Here is a 22,182-nt window from a genome sequence, read left to right as displayed (position 1 = left end):
GCGCCTCAGACCAATTCGAGTCTTCGGGCCATGTCGGACACGAAAACACCTGTCGGATCGATATTTCTGCGTATCTGGATCCACTCGTCGATTCGCGGATACATGGAGTGGAAGCTTGCTGCGGTAGTCCGAGAGTCCTTGGCGGTGTAGAGGCGACCGCCGAATTCGAGTACCCGTTTGTCGAGGGAAGCGACGAACTCACCCAGGCCGGACTTGATCGGGAAGTCGAAGGCGACGTTCCACCCGGACATCGGAAAGCTCAGTGGCGCTGCGTTTCCCTCGCCGAAAAGTTTGAAGACGTTGAGAGCTGAGTAGTGTCCCGAACGCTGGATATCGCGGATGATGCTCTTGAATTCGTCCACCGCGTCGACGGGCACCACGAACTGGTATTGCAGGAATCCCTTGGACCCGTAGGCACGGTTCCACTCACCGATGAGGTCGAGCGGATGGTAGAACTGCGTCAGGTTCTGCACCTTCCCGACGTAGTTGCCGCCGGTGCGGTAGTAGAACTCGCCGATCGCTGACGCCGAAAGCTTGTTCATCAAGCCGTTGGGGAAAACATCCGGTGTCGTGAACAGTTGTGGCGCATCGAATTTCAACGGATTCTTCTGCAATTTCAGCGGAAGCTGGTCGACGGTCGCCAACGAACCACGCGTGATCGAGGCCCGGCCGAGCTTCGGCGGCGCACTGACTGCATCGAACCAGGCGCTCGAATACGTGTAGTCGGCTTCGCTGCCGTCGCTGTGAAAAGCGACGGTTTCATCAAGACTCGCGGTCAGAGCGCCGTCGTTGGCGAAATACGCCGTTTCGGTCGGCGTCATCTCGAGGGTGACGCGCAGGATGATCCCGGTCAGTCCGATCCCGCCGACGGTAGCCCAGAAGAGCTCGGATGTCGGGCCATGCGGCTCCAAGGTTCGGATACTGCCGTCAGCAGTGAGCAGATTCATCGAGCGGACATGATTTCCGAAGCTGCCCTCGGCGTGGTGGTTCTTGCCGTGAATATCGCAGGCGATCGCTCCGCCGATGGTTACCTGGCGTGTTCCGGGGAGAACCGGGACCCAGAGGCCGAACGGTAGTGCCGCGCGCATCAGCTGATCGAGAGAAACTCCCGCGTCCATCTCCACGAGACGGGACTCGGCATCGATCTTGTGAATTCGACGGAAGGCGGTCATGTCGATGACCAAGCCGCCGGTGTTCTGCGCGTTGTCTCCGTAAGACCGGCCCAGACCACGAGCGATGACTCCACGTCGGAGGTGCAACGGCTTGTCCGCGTTGTCGTCTGCGACGCGGGCGACGGCCTTAGCGATCGCCTCTACATCAGGGGTCGAAACGACGTGCGAGGTCGTTCGGGCTGTGCGACCCCAACCGCCGAGGACGGTGGACGCAGCGGTTGGCAGATCGGTGGCGTAGTCGGACACGAAATCCGAGGGTACCTGTTTGCGGACCACCCGGTCTGAAACCGATGGATGCTCGGTTCGCCTATCGCGGGACGTCGAGATCGAAGTACAGGGTCTCGGACCAGTAACCGAGGCCGAGCTCGCGTAGCGGTTCCTCGACGCTCTCCTGAGTCGGCGTGAACAGTCGCTCCCAGAAGCTTGGCTTGACGGGTGCGAGCGTGGCCAGCGCCGCCTCCATCTCGGCGTCGATGTCCGCCAGACCGGTCATCAGGGCCGCGCCCTGTTCGGCGAACGGTTCGTCGTCCATGTCGAAGATCTCGCCGCACTCGAGGACGAAGTAGTGGTCGGGTTCGGTGTGGCTGCGCAGGAAACGCAGCGCATCGCCGGCCATCGTGCCGAGTTCGGGGTGATCGATTCGGCCGAGGAAGTCTTCGAGCCGGGCGATACCAGGACCGCAGTGCGCGGTGACCGCGATCAGGTCTGGGGTGTCGTCCCAGATGACCGACTGGTGGGCGAAGGGATTCACGGACACAAGGATCCTCGGGACCAGCGGTATCGCGTACGACCACTCGGAGATACCGGTGAGACCTCGGGCGCGAGCGGCAGCCGGATTCTCATGCGGGGCAACAGGGGTCGAGTAGAGATAGGTGCGGTTGGCCACTGGCCGAGTCCTTTCTGCGGTCGGTGTCACCTGATTCAGGCGGCGCCCACCATCCTCAATGCCAGGTCTCCGTACAATTTTCCGATGTCTTCCGGATTCGTGTAATTGCCGGCCGGGAACCAGCGGCACACGTCGACACACAGGGACATCAGGGCGAGGGTGACGCCTTCGGCATCAGGGATCGTGAAGTCGCCCGACCGGACGCCGGCGTCGACAACCTCCCGAACCACCCGCGTCGTGCTGCGGCGAAGAGCGACGACGGTTCGGTAGTGCTCTGGTGTGAGGGCAGTGAGTTCGTACTGGACGACGCGAGCGAGTGAGTGGTGCCCGGCCTGCCAACTGGCGAAGGTGCTGATCAGTTCCTGCAAACGAACGGACGGTTCTTCACCAGGTCGGTCGGCGCCCTCGACCACCTTCAACGCTTCGGTGTGGCCTTCGAAGCTGATCGCGAAAAGCAGCTCTTCTTTCGAGCGGTAGTGCGGGTACATGGCGGCGGGACTCATGTCGAGTCGCGCGGCGATGTCACGGGTGGTGGTGCCGCCGTAGCCCGCGGAGGCAAAAGCGTCCACGGCTGCCGCGCGGATACGGGCCGCAGCTTTGGAGGGGCTGATCACCACGTCAGGTGAATCGCTCACGGTTTCCTCCAGGTGTGACGGATTTCGATGTTGACAATATCCCGCTCTCGATTCACTATAAGCAGGTGCTTAGATTCTAAGCGAATGCTTAGGAACATCGTTACGTGTGGCTTTGCCACGCCGAAAGGAAGCAACTCGTCATGCGTCGCACTCTGTACGGACCCGATCACGAGGCATTTCGCGAATCTGCTCGCGAATTCGTCAACCGGAACATCCTTCCGGTCGCAGAGAAGCTGATCGACCAGCGCTTCATCGATCGTGAAATCTGGCTCGAAGCGGGACGCAACGGCTTCCTCGGACTCGAGGTTCCGGAGGCGTACGGCGGAAGCGAAGCCGGCGACTACCGCTTCAACGCGGTTCTGGCCGAAGAGCTCTCGCGCGCCAGTGCAGCTGTTGCCTCGAGCTTCGGCATTCACGCCGACGTCGTTGCTCCCTACCTCGTTCAGCTCACCACCGAAGAGCAGAAGCAGCGTTGGCTGCCCAAGTTCTGCACCGGTGAGATGCTGACGGCCATCGGCATGACCGAGCCTTCCGGTGGATCCGACCTCGCCTCGCTCAAGACCACTGCGGTCAAGGACGGCGACGACTGGATCATCAACGGCTCCAAGACCTTCATCACCAACGGCTACAACGCCGACCTAGTGATCGTGGCGGCTCGGACCAGTCCCGAGAAGAAGTCCAAGGGCATCACCCTCTTTGCCGTCGAGACCGGCATGGAAGGCTTTGAGCGCGGACGCAAGCTCGACAAGGTCGGCCAGCACGAGTCCGATACCGCCGAACTGTTCTTCGAGAACGTTCGCGTGCCGTCCACCAACATCATCGGTGAGATCGACCGCGGCTTCATCCACATGATGGAAATGCTGCCGCAGGAGCGCGTCGGCGCTGCGGTGTCCAACATCGCGCACGCCGCTCCGATCCTCGAAGAGACGCTGCAATATGCCAAGGACCGCAAGGCTTTCGGTCAGCCGATCGGCTCGTTGCAGTGGAACAAATTCCTTCTCGCGGATCTCGTCACCCGCATCGAGGTCACCCAGGCCTACGTCGACAACTGCGTCGCGGCACACGCTGCCGGCGAGCTGACCGCCATCGACGCCGCGAAGGCTAAGTGGTGGACCGCGCAGGTGCAGAACGAGGTCCTCGATCACTGCGTTCAGTTGCACGGTGGCTACGGCTTCATGACCGAGTACCGCGCCGCTCGCGCGTGGATGGACGCCCGCGTCACCAAGATCTGGGCCGGATCCAACGAGATCATGAAGGAACTCATCGGCCGCGATCTCGGCCTGTAATTTCGCAACTGCAGTCGATACGTCACTGCAACCGCCACTTCCCGAACCCGACGACACAGGAGCATCACCGCGCATGTCTGTTCTCGACAAGTTCTCTCTGACCGATCGAGTGGTCATCGTGACCGGTGCGTCGTCGGGCCTCGGGGTGGCGTTTGCGAAAGCCGCAGCAGAGGCCGGCGCGGACGTCGTCCTCGCTGCTCGCCGCGTCGACAAGCTCGAAGACACGGCCAAGCTCGTGCGTGACGCAGGCCGCGAAGCATTGTGCGTGGCCACCGACATCGTCGATCCGGCTCAGGCTCAGAACATGGTCGACGCCGCGATGGAGAAGTTCGGCCGCGTGGACGTGCTGGTCAACAATGCCGGCGTCGGAACTGCCGTTCCGGCGACCCGCGAGACCCCGGACCAGTTCCGCGCCGTCATCGACATCAACCTCAATGGGTCCTACTGGGCAGCGCAGGCCTGCGGCCGCGTCATGCTCCCGGGCAGCTCCATCGTCAACATCTCGAGCATTCTCGGATTGACGACCGCCGGACTCCCGCAGGCCGCCTATGCGGCGAGCAAGGCAGGCGTCGTCGGATTGACCCGCGACCTCGCACAGCAGTGGGGAACGCGCAAGGGCATTCGCGTCAACGCGATCGCGCCCGGCTTCTTCAAGTCGGAAATGACAGACCAATACAACGACGGTTACTTGGACGCGATGGCTCCGCGCCTGATCCTCGGCCGCATGGGCGATCCTGAAGAGCTCGCGGCCACCATGGTGTGGCTCGCGTCCGAGGCCGGCGGATACGTCACCGGTCAGACCATCGCCGTCGACGGAGGAATCACCATCACCTGACGCCGATGCCGAGATGTCGCCGGCTTTGCCGTATAAGTAGCTGGTGACCTCTCGCGCCGAACCTCAGGAGAACTGGGAAGACCGTCCGCCACCATCCATGGCTGCGACGGAGCTTCTGCGTGACCTGCCGGTGACTGCCCGCGGCGTCCGTACCAGGGCTTCTCTGGTCGCAGCGGCTCGAACGGTGTTCGAGCGCGCAGGGTATCTCGACGCCCGTCTCACGGACATCACCAAGGAAGCTAACTGCTCCACCGGCACGTTCTACACCTACTTCGACAACAAAGAGCAGATCTTCGCCGCAGTTCTCGACGTCGCGCAGGAAGACATGCTGCACCCAGGCATGGGACGGGTCCGCGACGTCGACAATCCGTATGCGGTCCTCGAATCGAGCAACCGTGCCTACCTGACGGCTTTTCGCCGCAACGCCAAACTGATGGGTCTGCTCGAGCAGGTATCGCACATCGATCCGGCCTTCGCGAAACTGCGTCGGGACCGAGCCGAGACCTTCATTTCTCGCAATGCCCGAGCCATCGAACGCTTGCAAGCAGCTGGCAAGGCAGACGCCTCGTTGGACCCGCTGCTGGCTTCCCGAGCACTGTCGGCGATGGTGAGCCGTCTTGCCTACAGTTCATTCGTCTCCGAGGAACCTGGCGCCGACGGCAACCCCGTCCCGTTCGAGGACGTCGTCAAGACGGCTACTCAGGTGTGGGCCAACGCGCTGGGACTCGAAGGCGACCGCGGGTAGTTTCAGCCTTCGCCGCGGGCCGCGAACTGCTCCTCGAGGCTGTGGCGCAGTGTTTCCTCGCTGTTCTTGACAGCGTTTTCGACGAACGGCCCGATCAATCGGCCGAGTGCCTTGCCGGCAATGCCGCCGGGCAGTTTGTAGGCGAAGTCGACGGAAAGCTCGGTCTTGGAATCGTCGATCGCGGCGAACTCCCACGTGGACGAGTTGGATACACCGCCGAGCGAGGACAGCTTGATGATCCGATTCTTCTCCCACTCGGTGACCTCGAGTTTGGAGCGCAACGTGCTCGGCCCGATCTGCATGGCCGCGTCGAACGTGGCGCCGAGTCCCTGATCGAACTCTCCGAACGGGGTGAACTCGGAAACACCGAACATCCACGTCGGGACATTGCGGTAGTTGTCGATGTAGTCGAAGGCGACATCAACCGGCACGGCAGCAACCGCGGTGTGGCGAACATGGATCATGACTGGTCCCTGTCTTTCGGTGAACACCGACTCTAACCAATGGCTCCGACGTGTTCGGCGGCGGCGCAAGAGCGATCTACGGTATCGGTATGACGAACGAGCTTCCGGTACGCGGGTCCTGGCGCGATTACGAAGACCTGGGACTACCGAAACCGCTCGCTGCGGCGTTGGAGGCGTTCGTCGAGCAGGGCTATCACGGGACTTCGATCCGTGACGTCGCGTCGCGGTCCGGGCTGTCGGTGCCGGGGCTCTACCACCACTACCCGTCCAAGCAGGCTCTGCTGATCGGTCTGGCGACCGTTGTGATGACGGAGTTGTTGGAGCGAAGCCGCGCCGCCGAACTCGATGCCGGGGACGATCCCTCCGATCGCTTCGACGCGGTGATCGAATCTCTGTTGCGGTTCCACATGTTTCGGCGCGAGCAGTCGTTCGTCGCCTCCTCCGAGATCCGCAGCATGGAGCCCGACAGCCGGGCTGGTTACATCGCCCAGCGCGACGAACAGCAGAAGCAGGTGGACCGGATCGTCCTCGACGGCGTCGCCTCGGGCGTGTTCGAAGCCGACCATCCCGAGGACGCCAGCAGAGCCGTGGTGACGATGTGCGTCGCCGTCGCGGTCTGGTACCGACCGGACGGTGAGTTGTCTCCGGACGAGTTGGTGGAGAGGTATTTGGAGATAGCGAGGCGCATGGTGGGGGCGAAGCGGGTGGGGGAGTGACTGTGGGGGCGAAGCGGGTGGGGGAGTGACTGTGGGGGCGAAGCGGGTGGGGGAGTGATCTGTTGACGCAACTGCGCGAATCAGTCTGAATTTTTGAGCAATTCGAGCGCTGCGTTCCGGCCGGCACCGAAGGGGTCGGTGCCGATACCGATCCCGTCTGCGACGAGGGCACCTTCGTGAAGCAGCATGATTGCCTCGACGAGACGTTCGTCGGCTAGTCCGTCCGTCGCCAGAATGCGCCGGAAAAGGTCTGACATCTCCCGCTTTTGTTCGGCGATGACAGCGAACACCGGATGTGAGTGATCGCTGAACTCGGCGTGCGCGTTGATCATGCTGCACCCCTTGCCTCCGCTCGCCTTGGACCAGGAGGCGGAAGCGTCGAATACCGCACTCAACTGTTCGGCGAGGCTAGCTCCGGCTGATGCGAGCTTCTCGTCGCGAAAGATTCGCCACCGCCGATCTCGAGCCCTCAGGTATTCAACGACGAGACCGTCTTTCGAGCCGAACCGTTCGTACAAAGTCTTCTTCGTGACCCCGGCGTCCAGTGCGACGGTATCCACGCCTACGGCATGAATCCCCTTTTCGTAGAACAGCTTCGACGCAGACTCCAGAATGCGACGCGCTTTCGGAGTCAATTCGGGTGTGGATTCCTCTGCCATGGACAAAAGTATACCGATCTGTATAGTCGGGCTCATGAGTAAACAGATCGGTATACCTCGGATCGTGACCTCGAGATCTGCCGTGACGGCTACCTTGTCGGTCCTGTTCGTCGCGTGCTGGAGTTCGGGATTCATCGGAGCCAAACTAGGCGCCGGCAGTGCCGAGGTCCCCACGCTGCTGATGTGGCGTTTTCTCCCGCTCGCGGTGGTACTGCTCCCGATTGTCTGGCTCTCCGCCCGGCGCCGGAACACGATGCCGACACCGCGGGCTCTCGGCAGGCAGGTGGTGATCGGGATGCTCTCCCAGAGTGGCTACCTGTTGTCGGTGTACTGGGCAGTCGATCTCGGCGTGAACACCGGAACAACTGCGCTGATCGACGGTATTCAGCCGCTGGTGGCTGCCGCGCTGCTCGGTCCAGTCCTCGGTGTCGCAGTCCCGCGTGTGCAGTGGATCGGGTTGGCCATCGGAATGGGCGGCGTCGTGATGGTCACGGCAGCCGATGCCGGGGCCGGCACATCGGCGCCGTGGTGGGCGTACGCGATTCCGTTCCTGGGGATGCTCAGCCTGGTTGCATCCACCTTCGTCCAGCAACGCGCTCCCACGTCCACACCGCCACTGCAGGCTTTGGCCATCCACTGCTCAACCAGCGCAATAGTTTTCACAACTCTGGCGATCGTCTCGGATGCTGCCGTACCGCCGAGTGTCAGCACATTCTGGATCGCGTTGCTCTGGTTGATCGTGTTGTCCACCTTCGGTGGTTACGGGCTGTACTGGTTGTTGCTCCGCCGCATCGGCATTACGTCCGTCAACACCCTGATGTTCTTGATCGCCCCCGTCACCGCGGTCTGGGGCGCACTGATGTTCGGAGAATCCTTCACTCCGTTCACCGCGCTCGGCTTGGCGGTGGGCATCGTCGCCGTCGTCGTGGTCACCCGGGTGGGCAATCGCCCGAAGAAGCAGGACGAGGGCACGGATTCCTGCCCGGCGAGAGCTTCGATCACGTCGCGCTGATGAAGGCCGATCGGGATGTGAACCGCTCGCGGAGCGCGGTGAGCTGCTCTGCGGTGAGCTTCAGTCCGTTGATTGCGTAGTCCTCGACGGTGCCGAAGTGCGTGCGCATTTCGTCGAGAGCTGCGTCGAAATAGCTGTCACGGACTCCGAGGAGGGGTCGTAGCACTTCTGCGTCAACGCCTTTGCTCGCGGCGAAGTCGAGGATCGGTTCTGTCATGGGGGCCAGATCGGTGTTCGTCTCCAGGTAGTCGGCGCGTACATCGACTTCGTCGGCCCCGAGGAGGAGTAGGAAAGAGGTCGCGGCCCACCCAGTTCGATCCTTGCCGGTGGTGCAGTGGAAAAGTGCTGCCCCGGAGCGTTTTTCGTCGATGAGGTCGAGGTAGAACGTGCGATAGGCGTCGAGAGCGGACGGCAGGCTGACGAAGTTGCGGTTGGCTTCCTCCATCTGTGCGATCCCACGTCCATCGCTGATGGTCTCGGCGTATGCGACCGGGTCCGTCATGAGTAGTCCAGTGGCCGCGGCGTTTTGGGCATTGTCGGCAAGTACGTCGAGCCAGACTGTGCGCGTCGAGTCAGGGAGATTGTCGAGTGCGCCGTCGCGCTCGGCGGCGGTCCTCAGGTCGTATACCGTCCGCACGTCCAAGTCGGCGACCGCGGCAAGGTCGTCGCCGTCGAGTTTCGCGAGAGTCGCTGAACGGTAGAGCGCGCCCGCGCGGACGGTGCCGTCCGCAACAGGAATGCCACCGAGGTCCCGGAAGTTCGGAGCGGACTTCAGGAGAACGCGGCGATCGAGCGGGTGAGTTGGCATGGCTGACTCCTTGTGGGTTCCGTTTCCGAACTGATCATTCATGCCTTCTGCACACTGCGCACGAGCTTTTCGGCATTGCGTCTCTTGATCCACTTGTCGATGACGAGGGCCATGAAGATCCACCCGCCCAATGCCGTGATCACCCACACGATGATCGGGGCGAGGATCCAGGACCCGACGCCGCTGATCTCGATACCGTCGGGGACCAGGGTCGCAACCCAGAGCGCGAGCAGTGTGGCGACCAAGCCGACACCACCCGCGAGCGGAGCTGCGTAGTGCAGTGCCACGCTGAGCACGAATGGGCCGAGAATCATGTGTGCGAGGGTGAATACACCGATAGCGGCCAAGAAGCCGTTCACGCTCAGGCTGACCCCGGGAAGAGCAAAATGCACGACGATCAGCGCGATCGCGCCGAGAACACATTGCGAAATGAGCTGAAATAACAGACGCATGGCTTGTACCTCCGTGATCAGGTCGAGTCACCCGAGAGTGGTGTGTGCGTGGGGAACGCTTTGCTGCAGGGCTTCGGGACGAGGCGCCGTCCAGGTGCCGTCGAGCACGGAGGGACGGGGGCGGTACAGGCGCAGTACGTAGTTCCACCCGGGCATGATGGGCAGTGCGTTCGCGACGCCGTCGAGATGGACCCCGAAGCGAATGGTGGTGCTGCCGTCGGAGTCTGGGGTGGCCGTGAGGCTGTTGATGCTGTTGACGCCCAGAGCGTTCTCTTCGAAGTATCCGGCCGCGTTGTACAGCGAGACCGACCAGAACGCATCCACGGGAACATCGTTCAGGCGGAGACGGTATTCCCCGACCGGGAGACGTTCGTCGAAGTTGACGTAGGTGGCCTCGTACTCGGGAAGGCCACCCCAGCCGGATGCGGTACCGAGCAGGTGCCTGATCGGATCGACTTCCGCAGCGGTACCGAATGAATGGTCGTACGTGGTGATGCCACGCGCGAGTGCGAGGAGTGCGTCGCGGGTCTCGGTCTGCGATTGCTCGTCGTAGTCGGGCAACGGGAACTCTCCCGTTCCGCCGCCGTCGATGTTGAGGGCGTCTTGCAACCGGTTCACCTCGGCGACGTCTTCGGGGCTGTTCGGATCGACGAGGATGCGCACGATCAGTGCGGCGTAGTCGGTCCCGACCAATTCACGCGTGAGCAGGTGCTCTCCCGGGTCGCGCAGGATGACGGGACCGAAGTGATCTTGACTGACCACCCACACGGAGATGTAGCGCTCGCCGGTATCGGGCACCGTGATGGTGACGTTCTCGCGCACGTCGATGATCGCGCTGCTGTACAGAGTGTCGCGGTTCTGGCGGATGATCGGCTGGTTGTCGAGTGACCCGAGATCACGAGTGTGGTTCCACGTGCCCAGGCCGACGCCCGCGGCCAGGCGAGCGAACATGAGATCGGACTCTGCCCGATTGAAGTTCAGGACGTTGACGGCGATCGTGGACATAGTGGGTTCCAATCGGTGTCGGGGTACGGAAGCGGGCGCGGTAATCCATGGCCCGTCGGGGTGAATCAGCCGAGCAGTCGCGCTTTCGCGGCTTGGAACTCGGCGTCGCTCAGCAGGCCTTGTGATTTGAGGTCGCCGAGTTTCTGCAACTCGGCGACGAGATCGACCGAGGCCGCGGGTGCGGGTGTGGGCATCGGGAGTGCGGCATGCTGCTGGGCAAATTCGTACTGCGCCTGCTCGTATTCGGCTTGGGCTCTCCTTTGCCGGCGGGTGGCCATACCGTCGCTGACGGCGGTCGCAGTACCGGTCACGACCGCGGTGCGTGCGGCGAGGCCCAGTAGTCCGGGGCGGCCTCGTCTCGGGATGTACGGCATGTCAGACCTCCAATTCCGGGATGATCGTGTCCATGAGGGCATTGACGACGGGTGCGGGTATCCGCTCATAACCCAGTAGCACCGCGCCTGACGCAGCGGTGCGGGCGGCGAGTTCGCGCTGATAGACCAGCTCGAGCGCGACCAGCAGCGCTGTGGCACCGGTGGGAATGGCTGCCGCGAGTTCGGTGATGTCCTCATGCCCGAGCAGACCGGACGCGCCGAGCATCTCGACGTTGATCTCGAAGCCGTTCGGCAACTCCTCGACTTCGATGAGGGTGAGTTCACCGTCCTCGGACTTGGAGATGACGATCAGATCGAGCAGCCGCACCAGGCCGGTATCCGTAAGGTCGGTCAGTGCGGAGAGCGCGGCCGGGTCGAGGCTCTGCCCAGGCAGGCCGAGAAGGTAGAAGTCGACGGGGCCGAAACGCGCGGCACTCACGAGAGGACCTTCAGCTTGAGTGCGGCGAACTCGTCCTCGCTGATCGCTCCGGCTTCGAGCAGTGCTGCGGCTGCGGCGATCTCCTCGCTGGGGCTCTTCCCCGCGACCTCGCGGATATACGATTCGGCGGCCTTCTCGGCGTCGCGTGCGGCCTTGTTGCTGCGTTCCGTCATCCCTTCGCCGCGGGCGACGAGATAGACGAGCGCGGTGAGGATGGGCAGGAAGAGTAGGAAGAACACCCAGACGGCCTTCAACCAACCGCTGAGCTTGTGGTCGCGGAACAGGTCGGCGATGATCGCGAACAGCGCGAAGAGATATCCGATGAAGACGGTTGCCCACAGCATCCAGCCGAGGCTTTCCCAGAAGCTCATGTGTCTTATCCGTTTCGTGTCAGGCCTGCGCACCGGGATTCCGCCGACTAGCGCATTTCGGTTGATTCCGGCAATTCTCACTGGTTTCCGCAGGCTTCGATCGCGGTCTCATCCGAAGCGGATGAGACCGGATTTCCACGGACATCGAACGTCTCGAGTATCTTCGACACATGATCGAAGCCGTGCGTGACGCACTCGCCTCTGGTGAGGCGGAGCAGGCTCGACGAGTCCTGCGGAAAAACTGGCTTCGTTTGATTCTCGAATCTCACACCAGGGAACTCGAGCAGCTCTGCCTTGCTCATCCCGATCCCCACGATCCGCACATCCTGCTGATACGGGCGTGCTGCCGCGATCTCAGCGGTGATCCGTACGGCGCTGAGTTTCTCCGCGGGCAGGGTCTGCGGGTGGCGTCCGACGATTTTGTCGTCTGCTTCACCGACCTGCTGCTCGCTCCGGACACCTCGACCAAGGCCGTCATCGCCGATCGCGCGCGTCACGCGCTCGCCCAGTGCGAGCCCGAGGACGATTACCCGTCCGCGCTCTTCCTCCTCGGGTGGACCGAGATCAGGCTTCGTCGTGACCTTCCTCGTGCCATCGCGCTACTTCGCTCGGCCGGCGACGAGGCGCAGTTGCAGTCGCGTACGGAGACGTTGCGTCTCGCACAATCCAATTTGGCTTTCGCGCTCACCCACGCAGGGGTATTCACCGAAGCCGAACAGATCCTCGACGGCCTTCCTGCTCGAGAGGTGGCGTCCGACTGGGAACGCTTCGAAGGCGGTCTCCCACAGTCGAATCGAGGGTGCATCGCCTACTGGCGTGGTGACTTCGACGAGGCGATCGCTCAGTTCGACTCGATCATCGAGGAGGGCAGCCCCGGAACCAATTTCGAGGCGCTCGCCCGTCTGTACCTGGTGATGAGCCTGATCGCTCTGAACCGGGAAGACCGGTACCACAACGCCGCTCGTCTGCTGCGAGGCGTGAGCACTGCGGACAAGCACGGCATTCCTTGGGATACGCTGCGGCGCGTCACCACGGCCTGGCTCGCCCACGCTCAAGGACAGGACGAGCAAGCTCGCCGCATCGCAATGCCCACGCTGACCAGAACAGGTGCTGCGGTCGCTCACGCGCTTCTCGCGGAGCTCTACCGAGTCATGGGGGATCCGGAACCGTCGGCTCAAGCGCTTCGCTTGGCAACCTCGGCCGCGCTGCCGCGATATGCGCTGGTGAGCACCCTTGTCACGTCTGCCGCCCTGAGCTCCGTCGCCGGGCGTGGACCGCAGGCGCACGAGCAGTTGGATCGTGCGCTGGCGGAAGCAATCCCCGAGCGGATTCTCGCCCCATTTCTGAGCGGCGATCCGGTAATCGTCGATCTGTTGAACGCGCACGCAACACAGGGGTCGAGACACCAGGAGCTCCTGCGCACGATTCTGGAAAAACGGGGCCAGCTCTCTGCCAAACTCGCCGGAGTCCTGACGGAACGTGAGAAAGAGATCCTCACTTTTCTGCGAACTACGATGACTGCAGACGAGATCGCTGCGCACCTCGGCATCGCCTATCCCACTGTGAAGACTCACATTCGCTCGATCTACCGCAAACTAGGCGTGACCAAGCGGCGTGCCGCTGTTCAAGCAGCCGACAACCTAGACCGCGGGGTCGGGGGCAATTCCGCGGCGGAGGCTGCGAACCGTCAGATCCAAGGCTTGTAGTCGCGTCCCGGAACCGCGGTTCACGTAGTCCATCGACGTGTAGAGCAGTGACCACAGCAGGTTCTGCACCCAGTCCGAACCCATGTCGGGGTCGATGGAACCGTCGGAGTGTCCGCGCTCGATGGCATCGGTGACTGAGTCGTCGTTCGACGCGGACTCGGCAAACGAATCTTCTTGATACACACCGGGAGTGAAGAACAGGACCGTCAAGAGGTCGGCCAGTTCGAAGTATTCATGGCACAGGCGAACCAGTGCTTCGGCTCCGGTACCCTCGCCGAGTCGAGCTGCTGCTGCGGCCTCTCCGACGGCACGAGTGGCCTCGGCCGCGACTGCGTCGACCAGGTCTGACCGTTCGGGAAAGTAGCGGTGCAAAGTGGTCCGGCCGACCTTTGCGGCCGAAGCGATCTCGCTGAGGGTCGCAGCAGGCTTGGATGCGAACACCGAAACGGCAGCATCGAGGATGGCCTTCCGTGTGCGCTCGCGGGTCGCGCTTTGTTCTGGTGCGCTGTGGATCGTTGTCACGAATCCGAAGCGTAGCCGTGTCCGGTTTCGGTATCCAGTGTTTCCGAATCGGAATTTCTCTTGCCCTTTATGGAACATTCGTGTTCCATAAATTCATGCTTGAATCCGACGCTTCTCAGCCCGCACCGAAATGGAGCAATCTCCGCGTCCTCTCGGAGTTTGCTCGACCGCATCTGCCGTCGCTCCTCCTCGGATTGGTATTGGCGCTGTGCGGCTCGGCGGCGACGCTGGCAACGCCGATGGTCACCAAGTGGGTTCTCGACACCCTCGATACCGGTGCGTCGCTGAAAGGACCTATCCTCACGCTCGTCGTCCTTCTGATCGTCGGTGCCGTGCTCGGTTGTGCTCAGTGGATCGTTCTCGGAACCGCCGCCGAGAAGGTTGTCTTCGACGCCAGGTCGTCGCTGGTGAGGCGATTCCTCGCTGCGACGGTGCCGTCGCTGCAATCGCGATCCGTGGGTGAATTGGTCACCCGGGTCACGTCTGACACCTTGTTGCTGCGGGAGGCTGCGTCGTCGGCCGCGGTGAATATTCTGAACGCAGCCGCGTTGACCATCGGAACGATTGTTCTGATGGGCGTACTGGATCTGCCGTTGTTGGGCGTCACCATGGTGGCAATCGTGTTCGCCTCCATACTCTTTGCGGTTCTGATGCCTCGGATTTCCGCAGCGGAAGCACGAACCCAGGAATCGCTCGGTCAGCTCGGCGGCGTTCTCGAGGGTGGCTTGCGTGCGATCCGGACGGTCAAGGTTTCCCTCGCCGAGGATCGCGTCGGGGCTCTGGTGACGAACAACGCGTCCGATGCGAAAAAGCATGCGATCACGGCGGTGCGAGTGTCGGCAACCGCGTGGACTGTCGCGTGGACCGCCATTCAAGGATCGATCATTGCCATCCTGGGCTTCGGTGCCTGGCGAGTCGCCGACGGCGAAATGGCAGTCTCGACGCTCATCGCGTTTTTGCTCTACGCCTTCACCCTGATGGGGCCGGTGTCGGAGCTTGCGCAGAACGTGACCTCCGTTCAGTCGGGAATCGCGGCAGCTATCCGGATTCGCGAGATGCAGTCGTTGCCCACCGAGCAGTACGACGAGGTCGTGGACGTGGTCGCGAAAACGAGCGCTGCCGCGCCGCTGATCGAGTTGCGCGACGTCACCGTGAGCTACCACGGATCGAACCAGCCGGCGTTGCGCGATGTCTCGCTGGTCATTCCGACGCGTGGGCACATGGCCATCGTCGGCCCGTCGGGCGCAGGAAAGACGACCTTGCTCTCGACCGTGCTGCGATTTGTCGAACCGCGATCGGGTGAGGTTCTCCTGCATGGAGTCGGTTACGACGCGCTCGATCACCGCGCTGTGCGCGAGAGTCTCGCGTACGTGGAGCAGGAGACACCGGTGGTGCCCGGAACGATTCGGGAGAACGTCGTCTTCAGCCATCCCGATGCGACGGACGAAGAAGTACAGGCCGTTCTGCGCTTGCTCCGACTCGACGACGCGATCGAGGCCCTGCCCAACGGACTCGACACCGCTCTGACGGCCACCTCGCTGTCGGGCGGCCAACGTCAGCGGATCGCGATGGCGCGCGCAGTTCTGCGGCCGAGTGCTTTGCTTCTGCTCGACGAAGCCACTGCCCAGGTCGACACGCTCACCGAAGCCGCGATTGTCGACGCGATCAACGAACGTGCGCGCACCGGGGCCGTGGTGACTATCGCTCACCGGCTCTCGACGGTGCGTGACGCCGACTGGATCGTGGTCATGGAAGACGGTCGGATCCGCAACATCGGCAACCATGACGAGCTCATGGACAAGGACGATCTGTACCGCGACATGGTGGTTGCCGGCCGGCTCGATCAGGGCCAGGCAATGCTCGAGGATTGTTGACCCGACGCGTCGGCGTGTGCGAGAGTGCTGATACCGAGCGATCGCTCGGTCGGGATGTTCTTTCGGAGGTGGCTGGTGGCAATCGATCTGACGTACGCGCCCGAGGTGGTGGCGCTGATCGAGAAGACGCGCGACTTCACGCGCAACGTAGTGCTCCCCATCGAAGACGAACACGCCGGTGACATCGCTGTCGCGGGTGGCGATGCAATCCGCATCGAGATGCAGTCGGCAGCAAAAGAAGCCGGTGTCTTCGCCCCGCATGCGCCGATCGAGTACGGCGGACACGGACTCAACATGAGTGATCGCGCGCCGGTCTTCGAGGAAGCCGGCTACTCGCTCTTCGGGCCGACGGCGCTCAACATCGCGGCGCCGGACGAGGGCAACGTTCACATGCTGGCCCACGTGGCGAACGAAGCACAGAAGCAGCAGTTCCTCGCGCCGCTCGCAAGCGGGGACATGCGGTCGGCATTCGCCATGACCGAACCCGCGCCCGGAGCGGGATCCGATCCCTCGGCTTTGAACACCCGCGCCGAAAAAGTCCCCGGTGGCTGGAAGATCAACGGTAAGAAATGGTTCATCACCGGCGCCGACGGCGCCGGGTTCTTCATCATCATGGCGCGCACGTCCGGCGAGCCCGGGCAGCGCGGCGGAGCGACCATGTTCTTGGCGCCGACGGACACTCCCGGCCTGGTAGTGGGTCGACACATCGACACCCTCGACAAGGCCATGATCGGTGGGCACTGCGAGGTCACGTTCGAGGATCTCTTCGTACCCGACGAGGCCGTTCTCGGTGAGGTCGATCAAGGTTTCGCCTACGCGCAGGTTCGCCTCGGTCCCGCCCGCATGACGCACGTGATGCGCTGGCTCGGTGCAGCGCGCCGCGGCCACGACGTCGCCGTGGCCAGAGTTGCCGAACGAGAAGGCTTCGGCTCGAAACTCGGTGATCTCGGAATGATCCAGAAGATGGTCGCCGACAACGAGATCGACATCGCAGCCAGCCGCGCACTTCTGGTGCAGGCCTGCTTCGAACTCGATCAGGGCGGGCACGCGAGCAACGCGACGTCCATCGCCAAGACCTACGCTGCCGAGGCGATCTTCCGGATCGTGGACCGCTCCATTCAGATGTGTGGCGGAATGGGCGTGTCCGGCGATCTGCCGCTGGCACGCTTGTCCCGCGAAGTGCGTCCCTTCCGCGTCTACGACGGCCCGTCCGAGGTTCATCGCTGGGCAATTGCGAAACGTGTTGTCGGAGCTGCGAAGCGCGCTGCTCGGGAGGAGTCGAAGTGACGGACTTTCCAGGACTCGATCTCGCGGCGCTCCACAAGTATCTGCAAGCCGCTGGCGTCGAGGTGAGCGGTGAGTTGCGAGCCGAACTGATTTCAGGCGGCAAATCCAATCTCACCTACGGTATCTTCGACGACAACTCGAAGTGGATTCTCCGTCGTCCACCCACGGCCGGCCTCACGCCGTCGGCGCACGACGTTGCGCGTGAGTTCCGAATCACCTCGGCGTTGCAGAACACCGCCGTGCCGGTCGCGCCGACCGTCGTGCTGTGCGAGGACGCCTCGGTGATGGGTGCGTCGTTCACGGTGGTCGAGTTCGTCACCGGTCAAGTGATCCGAACCAAAACCGAGTTGGAAGCTGTTCCGGCAGCGCAGGTCACGCAGTGCACCGACGAGTTGGTGCGTGTTCTCGCTGCCCTGCACGACGTCGACTACACCGCAGTGGGTCTCGGCGAACTCGGCAGACCCGACGGTTACGTAGCCCGCCAGGTGAAGTTGTGGGCCGGTCAATGGTCACGCGTCAAGACCGAGGACTCGGCCGACGTGGACAGGTTGGCGTCGAGCCTCGCGGAATTGATTCCTGCTGAATCGGCTTCGTCGATCGTGCACGGCGACTACCGGATCGACAACACGATTCTCGCGGCGAACGACGTCACCAAGGTTGCCGCAGTGGTGGACTGGGAACTGTCGACGCTGGGCGATCCGCTGGCGGACATCGCGATGATGTGCGTCTATCGGCATCCCGCGCTGGATCTGGTTCTGGGTGAGCCTGCCGCGTGGACGAGCCCGTCGCTACCGTCCGTTGTCGATCTGGCGCAACGGTATTCGTCCGTGTCGGGTCGTGAACTGGCGCATTGGAACTTCTACATGGCGCTCGGGTTCTTCAAACTCGCCGTCGTGGCGCAGGGCATCGATCACCGATTCCGAGCAGGAGCCACCGTCGGCGGGGGATTCGACAAGGCTGGATCTTCTGTGCCGGAACTGATCTCGGCCGGACTCAACGCACTGCAAGGGAAATTCGAATGACTCGATCAGCACTGGTCACCGGCGCCTCCAAGGGAATCGGGCTCGGCATCGCAACACGCTTGGCTTCGCAAGGGTACGGGCTGACCATCACGGCGCGTGATACCGAGCGGCTCGCCGTTGTCGCCGAAGAACTTACGCGCGCCGGATCGCCGGACGTCGTCGTCTCGGCCGGCGACATGGCGGACGAGAACTTCGCCGCAGCACTCGTCGCCACACACAGTGAGCGATTCGGCTCCATGAGGGCTCTCGTCCTCAACGCCGGAGTGGGAACCAGTGGGCGAGTGGCGGATTACCCGATGCGACGTTTCGACAAGACCGTTGCCGTCAATCTCCGGACACCGTTTGCACTATTGCAAGCGTCGCTGCCGCTCCTGCGTACAGCGGCGGACGCGGACTTCGCCGGCGGAGCAAAGGTGATCGCTCTCGCCTCGATGGCCGGTGTGTACGCCGAGAGCGGCCTGGCCGTCTACGGAGCCACCAAAGCTGCGCTGATTTCGATGGTCGAGGCACTCAACGCCGAGGAATCCGGAAACGGCGTCAGTGCGACGGCCATCGCTCCCGGTTACGTCGACACCGACATGTCGGCGTGGACACACGATCGGATCACACCGGACACCATGATCAAGGTCGACGACATCGTGGAGTTGGTGGACGGTCTGCTCAAGCTCTCGTCTCGAGCGGTCGTTCCGAAGGTCGTCATGGCGCGGGCCGGGACCAACGGCTACTCCGCCTGAAATTTCAATCCAGCTTGGCTTCGCCCCGCTTGCGAAAGAAGTGAAAGCCAGGCACCCCGACGATCGCCTGCCGCAGGTCCTTGACCACTCCGAGGAGTTCGTGGATCTCGGGCGAGACGGAGTCCAAGGTTCCGAGGATGGGCAACACCGCGGCCACCCGGTCGGTGAGCTCCGGTAGTTGGTCGATCAGCTTGATCGCGGCGCTGACCTCTGCCTCGGAAAGGTCGTCGGCGAACCTGGCGGCCAGTGGCGCGAGCTGTAGGGCGATGGGCTCGTAGATCTCGAGGAGTTGTCCCGCGATGTCCGAGGTCTGCTCGACGGCCTCGACCAGCGTCTCAGCGCGAACGGTCACGGCGGCGGCTCCGATGACGACGCGGTCGGCGTTGTCGGCGATCTGGTTGATGCGTGCCACCAACCTCTCGACCGAGAAGAGGAGCGCCTCGAGTCGAGTGGGCAGGGTGACCGCAAAAGCGACCGTGGACAGGGACCAGTGCACCACGTCGCCGACGGAGCGGACGACGGTGGAGCTGCCGGGCAAAACTAGAGCCATCCCTCGATACTGCCTGATGTGACGTCAAAGTACAGGTAAATCTCACATTCACGAGGCCAGCGGCGTCTTCGAGGTGTCGGTGCCGGCGCGGACAATCAATTCACCCGCTGCCTGCTGCACCGCGCAACCTGGAAGGATCGAGACATGACGGCTATCCGTACGCACACTGTGATCGACTCGCCGATCGGAGCGTTGACGCTGGTAGCAGCAGGTGACGACCTCTGCGGTCTGTACATGGCGGAGCATCGCCACAAGCCGGACGAGTCCACGTTCGGTGATCGTTCCTCGGCGGTCTTCGGTGAAGTCGAATCGCAGCTCACCGAGTACTTCGAGGGTGATCGCACGGAGTTCTCCGTGCCGCTGGCGCCCGTGGGCACCGAGTTCCAGAAGCGGGTGTGGGACACCTTGCGAACGATCCCGTACGGCGAAACCTGGACATACATGGAGCTCGCGCAAACTTTGGGTAACCCGCTTGCGATCCGTGCTGCCGCCGCGGCAAACGGCAAGAATCCGATCAGCATCATCGTTCCCTGTCATCGCGTGGTCGGTAGCGACGGAAGTCTGACCGGTTTCGCCGGCGGCCTCGAACGCAAGCGGTTCCTGCTCGACCGCGAGCACGGCGGCGAATCGGATGTCCTCTTCTGATGCGCTCGGCTCACAATTCGGTGATCGGGAACGTCTACCGATCGTGAGACTCAAACCGTTCGAAGACGTCGTGACCGAATACGGTGCAGTGGTCCTCCGTGTCTGCCGCGCGGTGGTCGGTCCCGTCGACGCCGAGGACGCGTGGTCCGAGACGTTCATCGCAGCGATGCGGGCATATCCGGATCTGAATCCGGACGCGAACATCGAAGCCTGGCTGGTGACCATCGCGCACCGCAAGGCAATCGACATCACCCGAGTGCGTGCCCGCGTGGCCGTGCCGACAGACGACGTTCCGGAGTTGCCGACGCGTATCGGCGTGCCGGGCACGTGGAATCACGAACTCTGGGACGCACTCGAACAACTACCGCTCAAACAACGTGCGGCGGTCGCCTATCACTTTCTGGGTGGGCTGCCGTACGCAGAGATCGCGGACATCCTCGGCAACACGCCGGCAGCCGCCAGACGCGCGGGTGCCGACGGTATCGCCACCCTACGAAGAACCTACTTGTCCGCTACCGCTGCGGAAGGGAGTCACTCATGAGTAACGATGTGTTCGAGGCACTTCCAGCCGTTGACGCCGACGCCATGATCCGCCTACGGGCGCGCCTGGCTGCGCAGGCGTCCGAAGCCGAATTGATCGACGTGGCATATCGAACCGTCGATTCGCCGGTCGGAAAGCTGCTGCTGGCGGCAACTGATGTCGGCCTGGTGCGGGTTGCCTTTGCCGTCGAAGGGCACGACCTCGTTCTGGAACGATTGGCGGACACCGTCAGCCCTCGTGTGCTTCATTACCCGCGCAGGCTGGACACTGTCGCTCGCGAGTTGGACGAGTACTTTGCCGGTGCGCGTCGAGAATTCGATCTGCGCTTGGATTTCCAACTCGCGAAAGGGTTTCGACGCGAAGTGTTGCGTCATCTTCCCGAGATCGAATACGGCCACACTGCAAGCTATTCGGTGGTCGCGGCAGCGTCGGGAAGCCCACGTGCGGTGCGTGCCGTAGGGACCGCATGTGCAAAGAACCCGCTGCCGTTGGTGGTCCCGTGTCACCGGGTGGTGCGCAGCGACGGCAGCCTCGGGCAGTACGCGGGTGGCCCCGAACTGAAAGCGATTCTGCTGGATCTGGAAGCCGGCCGGTGAGCGCAGTGACGCTGCGCTTTCAGGCGCCCTATGCAGTCGAACCGCTCACCGGTGCCCTGCGGGCTCACTGCGTCGCAGGCCTCGAGCGTCACGACGACGGTGTTCACACCAGAGTCGTACCGTTGCCTTCCGGACCCGTTGTCGTGTCGGTGTCGTGGACCGACGACGGTGTCGTCGTGGATTCCGATGTGCCGGCGGGGGATTCTGCAGTGCTGGAGGTGATCGTGCGTCGTTGGCTCGACCTCGACGCCGATCACACTGCTGTCGAAGCGGCGTTCGGTAGTGATGAGTTGTTGGCCCCACTTGTTGCCGCCCGTCCAGGATTGCGTGTGCTCGGTTCGGTGGACGGGTTCGAGACCGCAGTGCTCACCGTTCTGGGACAACAGGTTTCGCTCGGCGCGGCGAGGACGTTCGGTGGTCGTTTTGTCAGCGCATTCGGAGCGCCGGTGCAAGGGGATTTTCTTGCCTTCCCTGATCCGGACGTGGTTGCAGCGCAATCAACCGAGGGCATACAGAAAGCCGTCGGATTGACCACAGCGCGCGCAAGAACAGTGCACACGCTGGCAACTGCGGCAGCGAACGGCCTCGACCTCTCCTGGAATGCGGATCCTGTCCAATTTCGGCGAGAGCTGTTGGCGCTAAAGGGGATCGGACCGTGGACCGCTGACTATCTCACCGTCCGGATTCTCGGTGATCGCGACGCATTCGTACCCGATGATCTGGTGTTGAAACGTGCGCTGGGGGTCTCGACGGGCAAAGAAGCCGCAGCGTTGTCCGAGCGCTGGCGACCCTGGCGAGCCTACGCGCTCTTTCATCTGTGGACCAAGGAAGCGTTTCTGTAGTCGG

The 22,182-nt window shown here is 62.9% G+C and carries 27 protein-coding genes; 14 read left to right on the top strand and 13 right to left on the bottom strand.

Translation table 11 applies throughout. The annotated features are described in order from the left end of the window. Window positions 1-5: 5 nt before the first annotated feature. The 3 genes from ATN38_RS08475 to ATN38_RS08465 all read right to left on the bottom strand — a co-directional run bounded on the left by ATN38_RS08475 (window position 6) and on the right by ATN38_RS08465 (window position 2,693). Window positions 6-1,418 carry an FAD-binding oxidoreductase gene (locus ATN38_RS08475; RefSeq protein WP_058226678.1) on the bottom strand — a complete coding sequence of 471 codons (1,413 nt, stop codon included), beginning with the start codon at window positions 1,416-1,418 and terminating at the stop codon, window positions 6-8. A gap of 61 nt (window positions 1,419-1,479) precedes the next feature. After that, window positions 1,480-2,058 (bottom strand): hypothetical protein, encoded by a 579-nt coding sequence (locus tag ATN38_RS08470; protein ID WP_218747806.1) that lies wholly within the window; start codon window positions 2,056-2,058, stop codon window positions 1,480-1,482. 35 nt (window positions 2,059-2,093) lie between these two features. Continuing rightward, window positions 2,094-2,693 (bottom strand): TetR/AcrR family transcriptional regulator, encoded by a 600-nt coding sequence (locus tag ATN38_RS08465; protein ID WP_054826293.1) that lies wholly within the window; start codon window positions 2,691-2,693, stop codon window positions 2,094-2,096. Between the two features lie 140 nt (window positions 2,694-2,833). Here ATN38_RS08465 and ATN38_RS08460 point away from each other — a divergent pair, with 140 nt between their 5' ends. The 3 genes from ATN38_RS08460 to ATN38_RS08450 all read left to right on the top strand — a co-directional run bounded on the left by ATN38_RS08460 (window position 2,834) and on the right by ATN38_RS08450 (window position 5,559). Continuing rightward, window positions 2,834-3,979: an acyl-CoA dehydrogenase family protein gene (locus ATN38_RS08460; RefSeq protein WP_007730036.1), complete on the top strand. Its 1,146-nt coding sequence runs from the start codon at window positions 2,834-2,836 to the stop codon at window positions 3,977-3,979. Window positions 3,980-4,052: 73 nt separating this feature from the next. Further along, entirely contained in the window at window positions 4,053-4,814 is a 762-nt protein-coding gene (locus tag ATN38_RS08455; RefSeq protein ID WP_003939707.1) for an SDR family NAD(P)-dependent oxidoreductase, read from the top strand. A 97-nt stretch (window positions 4,815-4,911) separates the two neighbouring features. After that, on the top strand, window positions 4,912-5,559 hold the full coding sequence (locus ATN38_RS08450; protein WP_007730038.1) for a TetR/AcrR family transcriptional regulator: 648 nt from the start codon (window positions 4,912-4,914) through the stop codon (window positions 5,557-5,559). A 2-nt stretch (window positions 5,560-5,561) separates the two neighbouring features. Here the strand turns inward: ATN38_RS08450 and ATN38_RS08445 are convergent, their stop codons facing one another. Next, window positions 5,562-6,023, bottom strand: coding sequence for an SRPBCC family protein (locus ATN38_RS08445; RefSeq protein ID WP_003940411.1), 462 nt, complete (start codon window positions 6,021-6,023; stop codon window positions 5,562-5,564). 89 nt (window positions 6,024-6,112) lie between these two features. Between ATN38_RS08445 and ATN38_RS08440 the strand changes: the two genes are divergently transcribed. Continuing rightward, window positions 6,113-6,739 (top strand): TetR/AcrR family transcriptional regulator, encoded by a 627-nt coding sequence (locus ATN38_RS08440; RefSeq protein ID WP_030536574.1) that lies wholly within the window; start codon window positions 6,113-6,115, stop codon window positions 6,737-6,739. An 80-nt stretch (window positions 6,740-6,819) separates the two neighbouring features. Here the strand turns inward: ATN38_RS08440 and ATN38_RS08435 are convergent, their stop codons facing one another. After that, entirely contained in the window at window positions 6,820-7,398 is a 579-nt protein-coding gene (locus ATN38_RS08435; RefSeq protein WP_218747805.1) for a TetR/AcrR family transcriptional regulator, read from the bottom strand. A gap of 34 nt (window positions 7,399-7,432) precedes the next feature. Here ATN38_RS08435 and ATN38_RS08430 point away from each other — a divergent pair, with 34 nt between their 5' ends. Beyond that, window positions 7,433-8,410 (top strand): DMT family transporter, encoded by a 978-nt coding sequence (locus tag ATN38_RS08430; RefSeq protein ID WP_256931594.1) that lies wholly within the window; start codon window positions 7,433-7,435, stop codon window positions 8,408-8,410. Here the strand turns inward: ATN38_RS08430 and ATN38_RS08425 are convergent. The 6 genes from ATN38_RS08425 to ATN38_RS08400 form a co-directional block, all read right to left on the bottom strand. Beyond that, a complete protein-coding gene (locus ATN38_RS08425; RefSeq protein ID WP_256931593.1) occupies window positions 8,397-9,218 on the bottom strand; it encodes a tyrosine-protein phosphatase in 822 nt (273 codons plus the stop codon). The genes ATN38_RS08430 and ATN38_RS08425 overlap by 14 nt on opposite strands. A gap of 38 nt (window positions 9,219-9,256) precedes the next feature. Then, a complete protein-coding gene (locus ATN38_RS08420) occupies window positions 9,257-9,670 on the bottom strand; it encodes a phage holin family protein (protein WP_020970904.1) in 414 nt (137 codons plus the stop codon). A gap of 27 nt (window positions 9,671-9,697) precedes the next feature. Then, the gene (locus ATN38_RS08415; RefSeq protein ID WP_003940299.1) at window positions 9,698-10,675 is read right to left on the bottom strand and encodes a DUF1214 domain-containing protein; all 978 of its coding nucleotides are present in this window, start codon (window positions 10,673-10,675) and stop codon (window positions 9,698-9,700) included. Window positions 10,676-10,740: 65 nt separating this feature from the next. Further along, on the bottom strand, window positions 10,741-11,049 hold the full coding sequence (locus tag ATN38_RS08410) for an SHOCT domain-containing protein (RefSeq protein ID WP_054825971.1): 309 nt from the start codon (window positions 11,047-11,049) through the stop codon (window positions 10,741-10,743). A gap of 1 nt (window position 11,050) precedes the next feature. Further along, on the bottom strand, window positions 11,051-11,488 hold the full coding sequence (locus tag ATN38_RS08405) for a DUF6325 family protein (protein ID WP_218747803.1): 438 nt from the start codon (window positions 11,486-11,488) through the stop codon (window positions 11,051-11,053). After that, window positions 11,485-11,859, bottom strand: a complete 375-nt coding sequence (locus ATN38_RS08400; protein WP_030537228.1) for a PLDc N-terminal domain-containing protein — start codon at window positions 11,857-11,859, stop codon at window positions 11,485-11,487. The genes ATN38_RS08405 and ATN38_RS08400 overlap by 4 nt, the downstream gene beginning before the upstream one ends. Before the next feature lie 170 nt (window positions 11,860-12,029). On the opposite strand from ATN38_RS08400, the gene ATN38_RS08395 reads away from it, so the two are divergent. Next, window positions 12,030-13,565 carry a LuxR family transcriptional regulator gene (locus ATN38_RS08395; RefSeq protein WP_218747802.1) on the top strand — a complete coding sequence of 512 codons (1,536 nt, stop codon included), beginning with the start codon at window positions 12,030-12,032 and terminating at the stop codon, window positions 13,563-13,565. Here the strand turns inward: ATN38_RS08395 and ATN38_RS08390 are convergent. Continuing rightward, complete coding sequence (locus tag ATN38_RS08390; protein ID WP_030537226.1) at window positions 13,500-14,087, bottom strand: TetR/AcrR family transcriptional regulator; 588 nt, start codon at window positions 14,085-14,087, stop codon at window positions 13,500-13,502. The genes ATN38_RS08395 and ATN38_RS08390 overlap by 66 nt on opposite strands. Before the next feature lie 95 nt (window positions 14,088-14,182). Here ATN38_RS08390 and ATN38_RS08385 point away from each other — a divergent pair, with 95 nt between their 5' ends. The 4 genes from ATN38_RS08385 (at window position 14,183) to ATN38_RS08370 (ending at window position 19,004) form a co-directional block, all read left to right on the top strand. Continuing rightward, a complete protein-coding gene (locus ATN38_RS08385; protein ID WP_218747801.1) occupies window positions 14,183-15,961 on the top strand; it encodes an ABC transporter ATP-binding protein in 1,779 nt (592 codons plus the stop codon). Window positions 15,962-16,036: 75 nt separating this feature from the next. Further along, window positions 16,037-17,248 carry an acyl-CoA dehydrogenase family protein gene (locus tag ATN38_RS08380; protein WP_003940162.1) on the top strand — a complete coding sequence of 404 codons (1,212 nt, stop codon included), beginning with the start codon at window positions 16,037-16,039 and terminating at the stop codon, window positions 17,246-17,248. Then, a complete protein-coding gene (locus ATN38_RS08375; RefSeq protein ID WP_007729609.1) occupies window positions 17,245-18,270 on the top strand; it encodes a phosphotransferase family protein in 1,026 nt (341 codons plus the stop codon). Before ATN38_RS08380 ends, ATN38_RS08375 begins: the two co-directional genes overlap by 4 nt. Then, window positions 18,267-19,004: an SDR family oxidoreductase gene (locus tag ATN38_RS08370; RefSeq protein ID WP_054825972.1), complete on the top strand. Its 738-nt coding sequence runs from the start codon at window positions 18,267-18,269 to the stop codon at window positions 19,002-19,004. The genes ATN38_RS08375 and ATN38_RS08370 overlap by 4 nt, the downstream gene beginning before the upstream one ends. A gap of 4 nt (window positions 19,005-19,008) precedes the next feature. On the opposite strand, the gene ATN38_RS08365 is transcribed toward ATN38_RS08370, so the two are convergent. After that, window positions 19,009-19,554, bottom strand: coding sequence for a hypothetical protein (locus ATN38_RS08365; protein ID WP_007729604.1), 546 nt, complete (start codon window positions 19,552-19,554; stop codon window positions 19,009-19,011). A gap of 144 nt (window positions 19,555-19,698) precedes the next feature. Here ATN38_RS08365 and ATN38_RS08360 point away from each other — a divergent pair, with 144 nt between their 5' ends. The 4 genes from ATN38_RS08360 to ATN38_RS08345 are packed head-to-tail and all read left to right on the top strand — an operon-like array spanning window position 19,699 to window position 22,178. Further along, on the top strand, window positions 19,699-20,199 hold the full coding sequence (locus ATN38_RS08360) for a methylated-DNA--[protein]-cysteine S-methyltransferase (protein ID WP_003940613.1): 501 nt from the start codon (window positions 19,699-19,701) through the stop codon (window positions 20,197-20,199). Next, the gene (locus ATN38_RS08355; protein ID WP_003940104.1) at window positions 20,186-20,740 is read left to right on the top strand and encodes an RNA polymerase sigma factor; all 555 of its coding nucleotides are present in this window, start codon (window positions 20,186-20,188) and stop codon (window positions 20,738-20,740) included. Before ATN38_RS08360 ends, ATN38_RS08355 begins: the two co-directional genes overlap by 14 nt. After that, window positions 20,737-21,336, top strand: coding sequence for a methylated-DNA--[protein]-cysteine S-methyltransferase (locus ATN38_RS08350; protein WP_007729599.1), 600 nt, complete (start codon window positions 20,737-20,739; stop codon window positions 21,334-21,336). Before ATN38_RS08355 ends, ATN38_RS08350 begins: the two co-directional genes overlap by 4 nt. Further along, entirely contained in the window at window positions 21,333-22,178 is an 846-nt protein-coding gene (locus ATN38_RS08345) for a DNA-3-methyladenine glycosylase (RefSeq protein ID WP_003939965.1), read from the top strand. Before ATN38_RS08350 ends, ATN38_RS08345 begins: the two co-directional genes overlap by 4 nt. The last annotated feature ends 4 nt before the right edge of the window (window positions 22,179-22,182 follow it).

Origin of the sequence: Rhodococcus sp. FH8 (assembly GCF_019266085.1) — a bacterium.
GTDB classification, from domain to species: Bacteria; Actinomycetota; Actinomycetes; order Mycobacteriales; family Mycobacteriaceae; genus Rhodococcus_F; species Rhodococcus_F qingshengii.
The sequence above is the reverse complement of the archived record's forward strand: the minus strand, read 5'-3'. Positions and strand labels throughout refer to the sequence as shown.